Below are 14,459 nucleotides of genomic sequence, written 5' to 3'. Positions count from 1 at the left end.
GGTCTGGACCCTGCCTCCAGAAGTGTCACCTGCTCCTCCTCCATCACGCGTGCGACGATTCCCAGCTGTGATTCGGGGCTGCCGGGCCAATGGATGGGACGCCTTGCGGATTTCCTGCAGGCACCCGGCTTCGGCGCGACGGGGGTGACGATGCCTGATCAGACGTTGGCGCCGGCAAACCCCTGTTGCCGCCACGCCTCATAGACGGCGATGGAGGCGGCGTTGGCCAGGTTGAGGGAACGCAGTGCGGGCAGCATGGGCAGCCGGACAGTGGCCGTTACGTGCGGGTCGGTCTTCACCTCGGCGGGCAGGCCATCGGATTCGCGGCCAAACATCAGGACGTCGCCGGGTTGGTAGGCGATGTCCGTGTAGCTGGCTGTGCCATCGGAGGTGAATGCGTAGACGCGTTCCGGCTGCAGGTGGCGCCACGCTTCTTCAAGGGTGGGATGCACGGTGACGACGGCGAGGTCATGGTAATCCAGGCCCGCCCGCCGGAGCTTCGCGTCCGAAAAGTCGAAGCCCAGCGGCTCCACGAGGTGCAGTTCCGCACCTGTGATGGCTGCGAGCCGGATGGCATTGCCCGTATTGCCGGGAATCTCGGGTTCGTGAAAGAGGATGCGGAACACCATTCCATCCTAGCTACCGCAGTCAGTGCATTCCGCGCAGGAGGCGGGCAAGGACCGGAACATTCACGGTGTTGGGTGCCGGGCCGGAGGACAGGAACTCCTTGAGCCCGCGGGTCAGCCCCGCGGCGTTCACGATCCTGACAGTTTCAAGTTCGCCAGCTGATCGCCGGTGCTGGTCAATCACCGGTTCGTGCAAATTTCCGCCGGGGCTGTGGACCACAGTCCATCCCGTCACGTTCAGCTCGGGGAAAATATCCTGCATGGCCCGCACCACCTGACCGAGTTGCGGTGGTGCGATGGCACGCCCGCCGTGGTTCAGCGTCCGGCCGTCCCACGCGTAGGCGCCCTTGGGAAGCAGCATGGAACCCACCAGCGCCAGCCGGTAACCAGAGAGGACCGCGTGATCGATGTGGCTGTTGTCAGCAGGGGACAGGAGGCCGTTGATCAGCCTGGCGGCCGGGATGGCCGGCAGCACCTGCCGGGTGAGGAGCTGAACTGTGCGCATCTCGCGCTGGATCCTGGCCTCGGCGCCGAAGATCCCGCGTTTACGCGGCATGCCGTGGACCTGCTGGCTGGCCTGGGCGAGGGGAATCAGGGGAACCATGCCGCCGTCGTCGTAGGGCGGCACATAAAGGGGCGGGTCTCCGGCGGTGTTGCGCGTCCCGGGCTGGCGGTGGACGGTAGCGGAAGCCCGGCTCCCGGCAGGTGGAGCGTCAAAATGCGGGCCACTGTCCGCTGAACCGTTTTGGAAGGAGCCGGCCGCATAGGAACGGTCGTACGCCTTGCGGCGCTGCGGATCGATGAGGGTTTCATACGCTGCAGTCACCTGCCGGAAAATCGCGGCATCGCCGCCCTGGTCCGGGTGGGCCGAGCGGGCAGCGCGGCGGTACGCCAGCTTGATTTCCTTGTCGGTGGCAGTGACGGCCACCTTGAGGACCTGGTAGTGGGAACTGTTGCCCTCAGTCAAACACTCATCCTTTTCTCCGTCAGCCGGCCCGTGGGAATCCGGCCTGCCCAGTCTAGCCAGCGACCTTCCCCATGAGACGGCCGCGGACCCTGTTCTCTCAACGTTTGTCCGGCCGGCTCCGGTTCCCGGCGCCCTGGAGTTTAGACTCGTTGGGGCACGGCCGACGCGGCCGTCCGGGAACTGACTGGGGTGGAGATGGAGATGCCGACGGCGGACAGGGCTGCGCGCGCAAGGCCTCGGTGGGTGCTGCTGCGGGCGCTCGCGGTCGGAGCCGCAGTGGTGGGTACTTTGCTGGCGGGGTGCAGCGTGGATGTCCGCGATCCGTCCGTTCCCGAACCGGTGCAGAGTCCGTCGGCGCTGGCCACCCCTACTATCACTCCAGGCCATGATGCTGAAGCAGTGGCTGCACAGGACCTTCCCTTCAGCGCCGGCGCCATCCTGGCGCGCGGTGTTCCTGTGGGGCTGGCGGACGGCCTGAAGGAGGCCCCGGGGTGGAAGCAGGTCAAGGACAACGTCGCCGGCGAAAGCCAATATCTTAAGGCGGACGGCTGCCTGGTGGCGGCGAAGGTCAGGGGTAACCAGACGGCGTTGGCCAAGGGCGACGACCGCGAATCCACCGTGTCGCTCTTCAAGTACCTGGACCCCACCATCCTGCCGGAATACCTCAAGACGGAGAAGTTGCGGTGGGGCGGCGATCCTGACGCGCCCGCCCGTACCGTCGAGGTACTGGCGCTGGAGCCCGCCGTTCCGCAGGGCGGCCGGGCCACGGCAATCCTGGCCCGGCTGTTTGCGACTGCAGGTTCTTCGGTCTACGTCAGTGTGTCCTGCCCTGATACCGAATCCTTGGGATCGGCACGTGGCGACGTCGTAAAGTTCCTGCCGGTCCTGCCACCGTCCAACTAAGTGGTCCGCGGCGCTGTCTGCTCCTGCCGGGACGCTCCGTTCCGCTGGGCGCTGCTGCTCCATTGCGCCAGGCGGTTGAGGGCCAACGCACCCAGCAGCAGGCCGAAATCGCGAAGGGCAACGTCGAAGAAGCTTCCCAGGACGAGGAGGTTGATGATGATGCCGGCCAGCCATGCGGCCACCAACAGGGATCCGAAGCGGGGGCGTATTGCGACGGCGATGCTTGCCATTACCTCCACGACACCTACCACGTACATGAAGGTTTGGGGTTGGAGCGGCACCAAGGCGGTGGCCTGCGGGGCGAGGTAGACGGTCCAGTCCGTAAGCACGTTCGTGAACTTGTCCAGGCCGAACACGATGGGAGCAACGGTGAACACGGTGCGCAGGAGCAGGAAGGCCTGCCGCGCCGGATCAACGGCCGTCAGGAGATGGCTGCGTGTGGCTGATGCAGTTTTCATAGCAACTCCTTCTAAAAGTAGATTCCACTATTTTAGAAGCTTTGCAGGTCTATAATCAAGAGATATTGACTATGGAAGTGGTGGATCATGGGCAGGCTTCCTTGGGTGCGCCGTGTGGCGGCCCTCGCCTCGCTGGCCGACGACAAGCGGCTCCGGATTTTTGAACTCGTCGCTGCCGCCCCGCAGGCGCTGGGACGCGATGAGGTGGCCGGCGCGGCCGGCGTACCGAGGAGCACCGCCTCGTTCCACCTGGACCGCTTGGTCCAGGACGGCCTCCTGTCCGTGGAATTCCACAAGCCGCCGGGACGCACCGGGCCCGGATCGGGCCGGCCGGCCAAGATATACCGGCCCGCTGCCCGGGAAGTTACGGCCTCGGTTCCCGAGCGGAACTATGACCTTGCCGGAGAAGTCCTTGCTGCGGCCATTGAGCGGGCACAAACCACGGGGGAGACGGTGGGCGATGCACTTCGGGAAGCTGCCTTTACGGCGGGCCGCGACCAGGCTGGCGGCGCCGCCTCGCTGGAGGACTTCCTGACGTCCACGGGATACCGGCCGGTTCCGGACGGGAGCGGCGGCTACACGCTGCCAAACTGCCCGTTCCACCGGCTGTCCCGGGAGTACCGCGACGTAGTCTGCGTCATGAACGGAGCCTTCCTGCGCGGCGCCGCGCAGGCCTGCGGGGGCAGTGGGGACGATGTGGCGGCCGCCGCTGTCCCGGGAGGATGCTGCGCCAGGATCAATGCAGATACATCTGCGGGTACACGGCAGCCAGGGGCGGCCACGCCCCGGGGATAGAATTGCAGCGTGTCCGCCTATCTCGATCACGCCGCCACCACCCCACTTTCCGCCGAAGCGCTGGCCGCTTTAACGCGCGAGTTGGCCCGTACCGGAAACCCGTCCTCACTGCACGGCTCAGGGCGGCGGGCGCGCCGCACGGTCGAGGACGCCCGGGAAGTGGTGGCCGCTGCCGCCGGCGCCCACCCCTCCGAAGTCATCTTCACCTCCGGCGGCACTGAGGCCGACAATCTCGCCGTCAAAGGCCTGTTCTGGTCCCGGGTGGCAGAGGATCCCGCGCGGCGGAGAATCCTCTGTTCCGCCGTCGAACACCACGCAGTACTGGACACTGTGGAATGGCTGGAGCGGCACGAACACGCTGACGTGACGTGGCTGCCTGTAGACAGCGACGGCGTAGTGGACTTGGGCGTCCTGGAAACTGAACTTGCGCGCGAACCCGGATCCATTGCCCTGGTGACCGTGATGTGGGCCAATAACGAAGTGGGGACCATCCAGCCCATTTCGCGGATTGTCGAGATGGCCCACGCGGCTGGCGTTCCTGTCCATTCGGATGCTGTCCAGGCCTTCGGCTCGGTAGAGGTGGACTTCAAGGGCTCGGGACTGGACGCCATGTCCGTGTCCGGACATAAGATCGGCGGGCCGGTGGGCGTGGGGGCGCTGCTCCTTGGCCGGGCAGTCAAGCTGACCCCGGTCCAGCACGGAGGTGGCCAGGAGCGCGATGTCCGCTCGGGAACCCTGGATACGGCGTCCATCGCCGCTTTTGCCGCCGCGGCCCAGGGGGCCACCTCTGCCTTGGCCTCGGAGTCCAGCCGGATCGCCGCCCTTCGGGACCGGCTGATCGACGGCGTCCGCGAGCGGGTGCCGGAAGCGGTCCTTCGCGGTGCGCCCGGCGACGGCCGGCTGCCCGGCAATGCCCATTTCACCTTCCCGGGTTGTGAAGGCGATTCGTTGTTGTTCCTTCTGGATCTCGCCGGCGTGGAGTCCTCCACCGGTTCGGCGTGCACCGCCGGGGTGCCGCGCCCCTCGCACGTCCTCCTGGCCATGGGGCTGGATGAGGAAACCGCGCGTGGTGCGCAGCGCTTCACCCTCGGTCACGCGTCCACGGAGGCGGACGTGGAGGCCCTGCTGGCAGCGCTTCCGGATGCCTGCGCCCGTGCGCGGCAGGCGGGGATGGCCGGCCATGAATCCTCCATCCAAACGGCCGCAACGGTGGCCCGCCGGAACGTCCGCTGACCGGTGCCATTACCGGCCGCGGGCGGGCAAAGGAAGCGATTTGCGGGCGGCCGTAGAATAGATAGGCGAGGATCGTTTTCCGGCACATGCCGGCGGTCCGCCCCGGGCCACGAGCCGAATACCTCCACCAGAAAGCCAGCATGCGAGTTTTAGCAGCCATGAGCGGCGGCGTTGATTCCGCCGTTGCAGCCGCCCGCGCCGTCGAGGCAGGCCACGACGTCGTCGGCGTCCACCTGGCGCTGTCCCGGATGCCCGGTACGCTGCGCACAGGCAGCCGGGGTTGCTGCACCATTGAAGACTCGCGGGACGCCTGGCGTGCTTGCGACGTACTCGGCATTCCCTATTACGTTTGGGACTTCTCGGAGCGCTTCAAGGAAGATGTGGTCCAGGACTTCATCGACGAATACGCCGCGGGCCGCACCCCCAACCCCTGCATGCGCTGCAACGAACGGATCAAGTTCGCGGCGCTTCTCGAAAAGGCCATCGCCCTGGGCTTCGACGCCGTCTGCACCGGCCACTACGCCAAGGTCATCGAAGACTCCCACGGGAACCGCGAGCTCCACCGCGCCGCGGACTGGGCCAAGGACCAGAGCTATGTGTTGGGCGTCCTGACCCACGAGCAGCTCAAGCACTCGATGTTTCCCCTTGCAGACACGCCGTCCAAGGCCGAAGTCCGCGCGGAAGCTGAGCGCCGGGGGTTGTCGGTGGCCAACAAGCCTGACAGCCACGACATCTGCTTCATCCCCGACGGCGACACCGCCGGTTGGCTCGCCGAAAAAATCGACATGGCCACCGGGGACATCGTGGACGAAACCGGCGCGAAGGTTGGCGAGCATCCCGGCGCCAACGCCTTCACGGTAGGCCAGCGCCGCGGCCTGAAGCTTGGACGCCCAGCTGCTGACGGCAAGCCCCGTTTCGTGCTGGAGATCCGGCCCAAGGAAAACAAAGTGGTGGTCGGCCCTGAGGCGCTGCTGGCCATCGATGAGATCCAGGGCATCAAAGTGTCCTGGGCCGGGCTGCCCATCGGGGAAGTGGAAACCGGCGCGGAATTCGATTGCTATGCCCAGGTCAGGGCCCACGGGGACCCCGTGCCGGCGCGTGCCCGGATGGAAGCGGCTCCCGAGGCCGCGGACGCCCCGGCTCGGCTTGTGGTCACGCTGACTGACCCTCTGCGCGGCGTGGCTCCCGGGCAGACGGTTGTCCTGTACCAGGGCAGCCGGGTGCTCGGCCAGGCCACCATCGACGCCGCCCGCTCGCTTCAGCGAGCAGTGCTCTAGGACATTTCCCCAGGCCGGGCAGTCGCCCGCTTCACGACGCCGCCCTGCGCAGTCGGGGCGGCGTCTTTTGCCGTGCCGCCCCCTGGCCGGCAGGCCGGAGGAAAACCTCTGTTGCCCAAGGTAAATTTTGTGTCTCAACTCACAGGATTGGCGCTCTTGGGTGCTGACTCTCTGATTGAATCTACCCATCAGCACTGCGCGCCGCTGCCCGGGCTCATGCGCCTTTTCGTGGCCGGCGCGCAGGTACTCATCGGACAGAAAGTTCAGAGATGACCAAGAGCAACAAAGCACTGCACAGCGCCATCGCGCTGGCAGGCATCTCCGCACTCGCACTGACGGCCTGCACGGGCCCGTCGGGCGGAGGCGGTACCTCCACGAACGGCAGCGGAGGCAGCACGATTACCCTCGGAACGACTGACAAAGTGGTCACGCTCGATCCCGCGGGTTCCTACGACGCCGGTTCCTTCCTGGTGATGAACCAGATCTACCCCTTCCTGCTGAACGCCAAGCCCGGAAGTGCTGACGCCTCGCCGGACATCGCTGAATCAGCGTCCTTCACCGCCCCCACGGAGTACACGGTCAAGCTGAAATCCGGCCTGAAGTTCGCCAACGGGCATGCGCTCACTTCGTCCGATGTGAAGTTCTCCATTGACCGCGTAGTGAAGATCGCGGACCCCAACGGCCCCGCGTCGCTGCTGAGCAACCTGGAGTCCGTTGAGGCGACTGACGACACCACCGTCGTGTTCAAGCTCAAGGCCGCAAACGACCAGGTCTTCCCGGGCGTCCTGGCGTCAAACTCGGGACCCATCATCGACGAGGAAGTCTTCCCGGCGGACAAGGTCATGGGCGACGACGACATCGTCAAGGCCAAGCCCTTCGCTGGTCCCTACAGCATCGACAGCTACAAGAAGAACGAGCTCATCAGCCTCAGCGTGAACCCTGACTACCAGGGACTGCTCGGCAAGCCCGCCAACGGCGGCGCCAACATCAAGTACTACGCCGACGCCAACAACCTCAAGCTCGATATCCAGCAGGGCAACATCGATGTTGCCGGCCGGTCGCTGACAGCCACGGACGTCGCCGACCTGGAGAAAGATTCCAAGGTCAAGGTCCACAAGGGCCCCGGCGGCGAGCTGCGGTACATCGTCTTCAACTTCGACACCATGCCGTACGGCGCCAAGACCCCCGAGGCCGACCCCGCAAAAGCCCTGGCCGTCCGCCAGGCCATGGCCAACATCGTGGACCGCGACGCCATCGCCACCCAGGTCTACAAGGGCACGTACCTGCCTGCCTACTCCGTGGTCCCGGAAGGATTCCTCGGCGCAAAGCAGCCGCTGAAGGACCTCTACGGAGATGGCGGCAAGCCGAGCCTGGATAAGGCCAAGAAGGTCTTCGCCGACGCCGGAATCAGCGGCCCGGTCACCATCAAGCTCCAGTACAACCCGGACCACTATGGCAGCTCCTCGGGCGACGAATACGCCATGATCAAGGAACAGCTTGAAAAGTCCGGCCTGTTCACCGTGAACCTGCAGTCCACCGAGTGGGTCACCTACTCCAAGGACCGCACCGCCGACGCCTACCCGGTGTACCAGCTGGGCTGGTTCCCCGATTACTCCGATCCGGATAACTACCTGACCCCGTTCTTCGTTCCGGGTAACTTCCTGAAGAACCACTATGACAACGCCGACGTTGCGGCCCTGATCCAGAAGCAGCTGACCACAGTGGACAAGGACGAGCGCGTCAAGATCCTGGGCGAAGCCCAGGACGCCGTTGCCAAGGACCTTTCCACCCTGCCTTTGCTCCAGGGTGCCCAGGTCCTGGTGGCCGGTGCCGACGTCAAGGGTGTGGAGACCACCCTGGACGCTTCGTTCAAGACCCGCCTGGGTGTTATCTCCAAGTAGTCCGGCCAATTCTGCCCACGGCGGCCAACGGGGCGGGATGCACCAGCATCCCGCCCCGTTGGCCGCCACCAGCCAGTCCTGTGGGGGAGCAATGGCGCGGGCTTTAGCTTTTAGGTAATCCGATGACCACATTGATTGAAGCGCCGCCGGAAGATTCCGACGGCCTGTTGCCGGCCAGGAAGAAGTCGTCCGGCGGGGGACTTGGCCAGTACATTCTGATCCGTTTCCTCCTGATTTTCCCCACTATTTTCATCCTGGTCACCATGGTGTTCTTCCTCATGAGGATCACAGGCGACCCGATCACCGCCGCGATGGGCGGCAGGCTGCCGCCAGACCAGCTGCAGCAGCGGATCACCGCCGCCGGGTACGACCGGCCGCTCCTGGTGCAGTACTTCGAATACCTGGGACAGCTGGTGACCGGCAACTTCGGCACCACACTGTCCGACAACCGCAAAGTGACAGAAATGCTCGGCACCTACGGGTCCGCCACCCTGGAACTGAGTATCAACGCCCTGATCGTGGCGCTCCTCGTCGGCATTCCGCTGGGCATGCTGGCGGCACAGCGCAGGGACCATCTTCCGGACGCCGTCCTGCGCATCTTCGCCATCCTCTGCTACGCCACCCCCGTGTTCTTCGCCGGACTGCTGCTGAAGCTGACGTTCTCCGTCTGGCTGGGCTGGCTGCCGGTGGCCGGGCGGGCGAAGACCTCCAGCGAACTGGCACTGACGTCGCTCCAGGCTCCCACGGGAATTTACTGGCTGGACGCATTGCGCAGCGGGAACATGGCTGCCCTGGGCGACGTCATGGCCCACGCGGTGCTTCCGGCCATTGCCCTGGGCCTGCTGACGGCAGGGATCTTCCTCCGCCTCGTGCGCACGAACGTCATCGGCACGCTCGGCAAGGACTATGTCGAGGCCGGCCGTTCACGCGGGGTCAGCGAGTTCAGGCTGGTGACCAAGCACGCTTACAAACCGGCGCTGATTCCGATCATCACGGTGATGGGATTGCAGATCGCCGTGATGCTCGGTGGTGCAGTCCTGACGGAGAAGACCTTCGAGTGGAAGGGGCTGGGCTTCCAACTGGCAACGTACCTCACGGCCCGCGACTACGTTGCCGTCCAGGGCATTGTGGTGCTCCTGGCAGTCATCGTAGCCACCACCAACTTCATCGTGGACGTCGTCGCCGCGCTGATCGACCCGCGGGTGAGGTACTGACCATGTCCACAACTGAAGCTCCAGTACCCGTGGCCAACCCGCGGGCCTCCTTCTTCCTTCGGCTCCCGGTGGTGTCGCATGTGCGCCAAAGCGTGGGACTGCAGCGCGGGATGCTCATCATGGGCCTCGTCCTGACGGCAGTCTTTCTCCTGACCGCACTGCTTGCCCCCTTCATCGCCCCGTACGGGTTCGCCCAACTGTCTGACAGCGACGGAAACTTTCCCGCCCAGCAGCCGCCCGGCGGCAAGCACCCGCTGGGCACCACCGTTGGTGGCTACGACGTCCTCTCCCGCGTGATGTGGGGAACCCAGACGGCACTGCTGGTCATCATCATCGCCGTGGTGCTGTCCATCTTTGCCGGCGTCATCCTTGGCCTCGTCAGCGGCTACATCGGCGGCTGGCTTGACCGGATCCTGGTGGTGGTGGCGGACGCCATCTACGCATTCCCTTCACTGCTGCTGGCGATCGTCATGGCCATCGTGATCAGCGGGGGACAGTCCAGCCTCTTCGGTGGTGTCATGGCAGCGGCCATATCCATCACGGTGGTGTTCATACCGCAGTACTTCCGGGTCATCAGGGCCGAGACCATCCGGCTCAAAGCCGAACCGTTCGTTGAGTCCGCCAAGGTGGTAGGTGCGTCGAACCTGCGCATCATCACCCGCCACATCTACCGGAACGCCACGCGCACATTGCCACTGATCTTCACGCTCAACGCTTCCGAGGCGATCCTCACACTCGCCGCACTGGGTTTCCTGGGCTTCGGCATCGAACCCAGCTCGGCGTCCGAATGGGGCTTCGACCTGAGCAAGGCCCTTGCCGACACCACCTCCGGTATCTGGTGGACGGGAGTCTTCCCGGGCCTGGCCATTGTGTGGGTGGTCCTGGGACTGACCCTGGTGGGTGAAAGCATCAATGACCTCAACGATCCCCGCCTGCGCGGCCGCAAGCGGGCGAACCGCAAGGCCCCGGCCGCTTCCCCTGCCTATAACGCCGCCCCGGGACCAGACACAGAATCGAGCAACCCGTGACCGAAAACCTGGACACTCCAACGGGCAGCGGAGGCCCCGGACCGAAGACCGTCCTTGGCATCGACCATCTGCAGGTCACCTTCGCCACCGACTCCGGCGACGTTCATGCCGTCAAGGATGTGAGCCTGGAACTCAAGGCCGGTGAAGTCCTGGCCATCGTTGGGGAGTCGGGCTCGGGCAAGACCGTCACCGCCAAAACCATCCTCGGCCTGCTACCTGAAACGGCCACCAGTTCCGGCGCCGTCCTCATCAACGGCACCAACATCATCAGCCTCAGCCCTGCCCGCCTGCGCCAGATCCGCGGGCGGGACGTGGCAATGGTGTTCCAGGAACCGTCCACGGCGCTGAATCCGGTCTTTACTGTCGGCTGGCAGATCGCAGAGGGTATCCGCGCCCACTCCGGACAGGGTGGCGGCAAGCGGGTCTCAGCCAAGGAAGCCAAGGAACGTGCCATCGATGCCCTGCGCAAGGTGGGTATCCCGGATCCTGAACACCGGGTGAACTACTACCCGCACCAGTTCTCCGGCGGGCAGAAGCAGCGGGTGGTTATTGCAGCAGCCCTCGCACTGAACCCCGGACTGATCGTGGCTGATGAACCCACCACGGCCCTCGACGTCACCGTCCAGGCGGAAATCCTGGAACTGCTCCGCGACCTGCGCGGCCAATACGGCACCTCGATCGTCCTGATCACCCACAACATGGGCGTGGTGGCAGACCTGGCTGACAGGGTGGTGGTGATGTACCGGGGCGACATCGTGGAAGAGGCGCCGGCGCGGAAGCTGTTCGCCGAGCCGAAGCAGGAGTACACCCGGCAGCTCCTGGCCGCGGTGCCGCACCTGGGCCGGAACTCGGCGTCGGAAGGGCTGACGGAACGGCGCCACCAGGAGGAGGAGGTGCTGGTCGAGGCGAAAAACCTCACCATCGAATACCCGGGAAGGCTGGGAACACCGGCCTTCAAGGCAGTGGACGGCGTCAGTTTCACCCTGTCCAGGGGTGAGGTTTTCGGACTGGTGGGGGAGTCCGGCTCCGGCAAGACCACCATTGGGCGGGCCATCGCCGGCCTGAACCGGACCACCGGCGGCAGCCTCAAGGTCCTGGGCTACGAGATGCTGGACCTGCGGGAAAGGACGTTCAAACCGCTCCGCAAGGACATCGGCTTCGTCTTCCAGGACCCGGCCGCTTCCTTCAACCCGCAACTGACCATCGGGGACTGCATCGCCGAGCCTATGGTGATCCACACCCGGCCCAGCGAAGCGCAGGCGCGCAAACGCGTCGGTGAGCTGCTCGAATCAGTCCAGCTCCCGGCGTCGTATGCGGGACGGTACCCGCATGAACTCTCCGGCGGGCAGCGGCAGCGGGCGTCCCTGGCGCGCGCGCTGAGCCTGAACCCGCGGCTGCTGATTGCGGACGAGCCGACGTCGGCCCTCGACGTCTCGGTCCAGGCGAAGGTCCTGGAGCTTTTCCGGGACATCCAGGAGGAGTTCGGTTTCGGCTGCCTGTTCATCAGCCACGACCTCGCGGTGGTAGACATCCTGTCCACGTGGGTGGGCGTGCTGTACAAGGGAAAGCTCGTGGAACAGGGGATCGGCAGCCAGGTCATGGGAAGCCCGCAACACGACTACACCCGCCGCCTGATCGCATCGCTTCCGGTTCCCGATCCCGACGAGCAGGCCCGGCGTCGGGAAGAAAGCCGGGCACTGCTGGGCCTCTAGGCGCGGGGTTCGGGAACCGTGTGAAGCGCCGGTGCGGCAAACGCTGCACCGGCGCTTCACAGCCGGTTCAATAGGCTGCCTGCCCATAGACTGGATGCATGACGCAGCACAACCTCCATTCCTCCGATTCCGACGATTTCGACCCCGCCGCCAGTTCGCTGGCCGGCCAGGTCGACCAGTCGGTGATGGCTGAACTGCTGTCAATCCGCTCCAGCATCGATAACATCGATGCGACGCTGGTGTACCTGCTGGCCGAGCGGTTCAAGGCAACGCAGAAAGTCGGATTCCTCAAAGCCAACCACCGCCTGCCAGCGGGCGATCCCGGGAGGGAAGCGGCCCAGATCGCGAGGCTTCGGAGGCTGGCGGAGGATGCGCACCTGGATCCTGCGTTCGCCGAGAAGTTCCTCAACTTCATCATTGGCGAAGTGATCCGGCACCACGAAGCCATTGCCGAGGACCACCAGGCGGCGACCGGCCGGCAGGCGCAGGCGCCGACGCGCGCGTGACCGCCCAACACCCCGGGGCTTCCGCTCCGGCGCCGGAACAGCTCCTGCCCACGGAAGTGACCGCGACGGCACTGGGGCAGTGGCCGGGTGAAGACCCCTATGAGGCAGCGCGGATCATCCGTGGCGAACTCGGCAGCCCGCACATGCCGTTCCTTGCCGAGCTCCCGGCCCGCGGCGTCGGCTCCGACGCATTGGGGCGCACCGCGTCCCTCCTTGAAGAGCTGGCCGTCGATGTACAGCCCTTCGGCTGGCGCCTGGTGGACCGGCCGGGCAAGGATTACCGCCGCGCGGCCTCGGCATTGTCCACGGACATCAACATCCTGGCCGATGTCGCAGGCGCAGAAGACAGTCCTGCCGCGGAAATCAAGATTCAGCTGGTGGGCCCCATGAGCCTTGCTGCGGGACTGCACCTGCATAACGGTGAGCGTGCCCTGATCGACTACGGTGCCCGGCGCGACCTTGCGGCGTCGCTGGCTGCCGGCATGGGAACCTACCTCGGCAGGGTGGCGGCCGCCGTGCCCGGGGCCCGGCTGGTTGTCCAGCTTGACGAACCGGACATCGCTGCGGTCCTGGCCGGCACCATCCCCACGGCCAGCGGCTACCGTACGCTCCGTGCGGTGGCGGGTTCCGAAGCCCGGGAGTCGTGGCGCCTCGTCCTTGATGCATTACGCGATGCCGGCGCCGTGGAAACTGTTATTGCGGTACCTGAGGTGGAAGCGCCGTTCGAACAGATCCTCGCGGCCGGTGCCGACGGTATCGCCGTGCCGCTCAAGGCGCTGACCACCCGCCAGTGGGAACAGCTGGCGGGTGCCGCTGAAGCGGGAAAGCGGCTCTGGATCGGTGCGCTGGACGTGGCCGGCACTGCCCGGACGAAGACCGCCGACTGCGTTGACGCAGTCTGGCGCCCGTGGCGGCAGCTCGGGCTTCCTGCCGCAGCCATCAGCAGCGTCCGGATCACTCCCTCATCCGGGCTCGCCGCCGTCACCCCGTCCCGGGCACAGGAACTCCTGGGCCAGCTGATCAAGGTGGCCGATGGACTGAACCAGCAGGCCCTCGGCTAGGCCGGCCCGGACGCTCAGGTCCGGTTTTCCCATCGATCAGGCTGAGCGTAACGCGGCAGGAAACTCTGGGCGGAGCTGCCCCCGGTATAGGGCCGCAGACGGTAATCGAAGCTGCCGGCGTACACCAGCACCAGGCCGATCTGCGGTTGGATGACCTTGACCTGGATGCGGTGCCTGCCGGCGGGGCCCTCGGCCGGATCCCACCACTGCTCGGCGTAGGCCTTGGCGTCCAGCGCAGACGGCAGGGGAATGCGCAGCGGCCCGAGGAAGAGGCGGGAAGCCTCGGATACGCCGCGCAACCTTCCCTCCGGGGTCACGCTGAGGTTCAGGTCGGTGACCATCCGCCGGTACCGTCCCACATAGTCCACCAGGTGGCCTCCGCCGCTCGGCCCCTTCCCTTCGCCCTGCTCCTGCCCGTCGCTCCGCTGGTTGACGCTGGTGGTGTCCTGGAACATGCGGGTGCGGCCCGTAAAGCGGATCTCCCGCCGTGCCGTCAGGCTGGAACGGCCGAAGGGATCGAGGTGCGCGTGGTTCTCGATCCGGAACGGGACATTCTCGCCGTACTCCGGAAAGAACGCCTCTTCGCTGCTGGTAAGCCGCATGAGTGGGCGCAGCCAGGACTGTCTGCAGCCCACGACATCGAACGTTCCCTCACCAACGCCGTACCGCCCCGAGCCGGGCACCAGGGAAAAGTACTCCTGGAGTTCCGGCTGGAGCCGGCTGAAGTCCGCGCCCAGGGCCTGCTGATAAATCGGTGCGTTCATAGGGACCTCCTGCT

The 14,459-nt window shown here is 65.8% G+C and carries 14 protein-coding genes; 10 read left to right on the top strand and 4 right to left on the bottom strand.

The window, feature by feature from the left end; genetic code table 11:
• Positions 1-158: 158 nt before the first annotated feature.
• The gene (locus tag ACP3TD_RS13415; RefSeq protein ID WP_426767237.1) at positions 159-626 is read right to left on the bottom strand and encodes a tRNA (cytidine(34)-2'-O)-methyltransferase; all 468 of its coding nucleotides are present in this window, start codon (positions 624-626) and stop codon (positions 159-161) included.
• A gap of 22 nt (positions 627-648) precedes the next feature.
• Positions 649-1,593 carry a J domain-containing protein gene (locus ACP3TD_RS13410; RefSeq protein ID WP_426763489.1) on the bottom strand — a complete coding sequence of 315 codons (945 nt, stop codon included), beginning with the start codon at positions 1,591-1,593 and terminating at the stop codon, positions 649-651.
• Positions 1,594-1,794: 201 nt separating this feature from the next.
• Here ACP3TD_RS13410 and ACP3TD_RS13405 point away from each other — a divergent pair, with 201 nt between their 5' ends.
• On the top strand, positions 1,795-2,496 hold the full coding sequence (locus ACP3TD_RS13405; protein WP_426763487.1) for a hypothetical protein: 702 nt from the start codon (positions 1,795-1,797) through the stop codon (positions 2,494-2,496).
• Here ACP3TD_RS13405 and ACP3TD_RS13400 read toward each other — a convergent pair.
• On the bottom strand, positions 2,493-2,954 hold the full coding sequence (locus ACP3TD_RS13400) for a hypothetical protein (RefSeq protein ID WP_426763485.1): 462 nt from the start codon (positions 2,952-2,954) through the stop codon (positions 2,493-2,495). The genes ACP3TD_RS13405 and ACP3TD_RS13400 overlap by 4 nt on opposite strands.
• A gap of 87 nt (positions 2,955-3,041) precedes the next feature.
• Between ACP3TD_RS13400 and ACP3TD_RS13395 the strand changes: the two genes are divergently transcribed.
• The 9 genes from ACP3TD_RS13395 (at position 3,042) to ACP3TD_RS13355 (ending at position 13,681) form a co-directional block, all read left to right on the top strand.
• Positions 3,042-3,749, top strand: a complete 708-nt coding sequence (locus ACP3TD_RS13395; protein ID WP_426763482.1) for a helix-turn-helix transcriptional regulator — start codon at positions 3,042-3,044, stop codon at positions 3,747-3,749.
• Positions 3,750-3,758: 9 nt separating this feature from the next.
• Positions 3,759-4,982, top strand: a complete 1,224-nt coding sequence (locus ACP3TD_RS13390; RefSeq protein ID WP_426763479.1) for a cysteine desulfurase family protein — start codon at positions 3,759-3,761, stop codon at positions 4,980-4,982.
• 140 nt (positions 4,983-5,122) lie between these two features.
• On the top strand, positions 5,123-6,259 hold the full coding sequence (mnmA, locus tag ACP3TD_RS13385) for a tRNA 2-thiouridine(34) synthase MnmA (protein WP_426763477.1): 1,137 nt from the start codon (positions 5,123-5,125) through the stop codon (positions 6,257-6,259).
• A gap of 269 nt (positions 6,260-6,528) precedes the next feature.
• Positions 6,529-8,160: an ABC transporter substrate-binding protein gene (locus ACP3TD_RS13380; protein WP_426763475.1), complete on the top strand. Its 1,632-nt coding sequence runs from the start codon at positions 6,529-6,531 to the stop codon at positions 8,158-8,160.
• 122 nt (positions 8,161-8,282) lie between these two features.
• Complete coding sequence (locus tag ACP3TD_RS13375; protein ID WP_426763473.1) at positions 8,283-9,374, top strand: ABC transporter permease; 1,092 nt, start codon at positions 8,283-8,285, stop codon at positions 9,372-9,374.
• Positions 9,375-9,376: 2 nt separating this feature from the next.
• On the top strand, positions 9,377-10,402 hold the full coding sequence (locus tag ACP3TD_RS13370; protein WP_426763472.1) for an ABC transporter permease: 1,026 nt from the start codon (positions 9,377-9,379) through the stop codon (positions 10,400-10,402).
• Complete coding sequence (locus tag ACP3TD_RS13365; protein ID WP_426763471.1) at positions 10,399-12,114, top strand: ABC transporter ATP-binding protein; 1,716 nt, start codon at positions 10,399-10,401, stop codon at positions 12,112-12,114. The genes ACP3TD_RS13370 and ACP3TD_RS13365 overlap by 4 nt, the downstream gene beginning before the upstream one ends.
• A 98-nt stretch (positions 12,115-12,212) precedes the next feature.
• Positions 12,213-12,620 (top strand): chorismate mutase, encoded by a 408-nt coding sequence (locus tag ACP3TD_RS13360; protein WP_015937628.1) that lies wholly within the window; start codon positions 12,213-12,215, stop codon positions 12,618-12,620.
• Positions 12,617-13,681, top strand: coding sequence for a hypothetical protein (locus ACP3TD_RS13355; RefSeq protein ID WP_426763468.1), 1,065 nt, complete (start codon positions 12,617-12,619; stop codon positions 13,679-13,681). Before ACP3TD_RS13360 ends, ACP3TD_RS13355 begins: the two co-directional genes overlap by 4 nt.
• Before the next feature lie 14 nt (positions 13,682-13,695).
• Here the strand turns inward: ACP3TD_RS13355 and ACP3TD_RS13350 are convergent, their stop codons facing one another.
• A complete protein-coding gene (locus ACP3TD_RS13350) occupies positions 13,696-14,445 on the bottom strand; it encodes a DUF4166 domain-containing protein (protein ID WP_426763465.1) in 750 nt (249 codons plus the stop codon).
• Positions 14,446-14,459 lie beyond the last annotated feature (14 nt).

This window comes from Pseudarthrobacter sp. 1G09 (assembly GCF_050038305.1).
Lineage (GTDB): Bacteria > Actinomycetota > Actinomycetes > Actinomycetales > Micrococcaceae > Arthrobacter > Arthrobacter equi.
This window is presented reverse-complemented; position numbering and strand designations above follow the sequence as displayed.

Excerpts from the sequence above, each read along its gene's own strand:
- ACP3TD_RS13405 (WP_426763487.1), top strand. The coding sequence starts at position 1,795 with ATGCCGACGGCGGACAGGGCTGCGCGCGCAAGGCCTCGGTGGGTGCTG.
- ACP3TD_RS13400 (WP_426763485.1), bottom strand. The coding sequence starts at position 2,954 with ATGAAAACTGCATCAGCCACACGCAGCCATCTCCTGACGGCCGTTGAT.
- ACP3TD_RS13395 (WP_426763482.1), top strand. The coding sequence starts at position 3,042 with ATGGGCAGGCTTCCTTGGGTGCGCCGTGTGGCGGCCCTCGCCTCGCTG.
- mnmA (WP_426763477.1), top strand. The coding sequence starts at position 5,123 with ATGCGAGTTTTAGCAGCCATGAGCGGCGGCGTTGATTCCGCCGTTGCA.
- ACP3TD_RS13380 (WP_426763475.1), top strand. The coding sequence starts at position 6,529 with ATGACCAAGAGCAACAAAGCACTGCACAGCGCCATCGCGCTGGCAGGC.
- ACP3TD_RS13375 (WP_426763473.1), top strand. The coding sequence starts at position 8,283 with ATGACCACATTGATTGAAGCGCCGCCGGAAGATTCCGACGGCCTGTTG.
- ACP3TD_RS13370 (WP_426763472.1), top strand. The coding sequence starts at position 9,377 with ATGTCCACAACTGAAGCTCCAGTACCCGTGGCCAACCCGCGGGCCTCC.
- ACP3TD_RS13360 (WP_015937628.1), top strand. The coding sequence starts at position 12,213 with ATGACGCAGCACAACCTCCATTCCTCCGATTCCGACGATTTCGACCCC.
- ACP3TD_RS13350 (WP_426763465.1), bottom strand. The coding sequence starts at position 14,445 with ATGAACGCACCGATTTATCAGCAGGCCCTGGGCGCGGACTTCAGCCGG.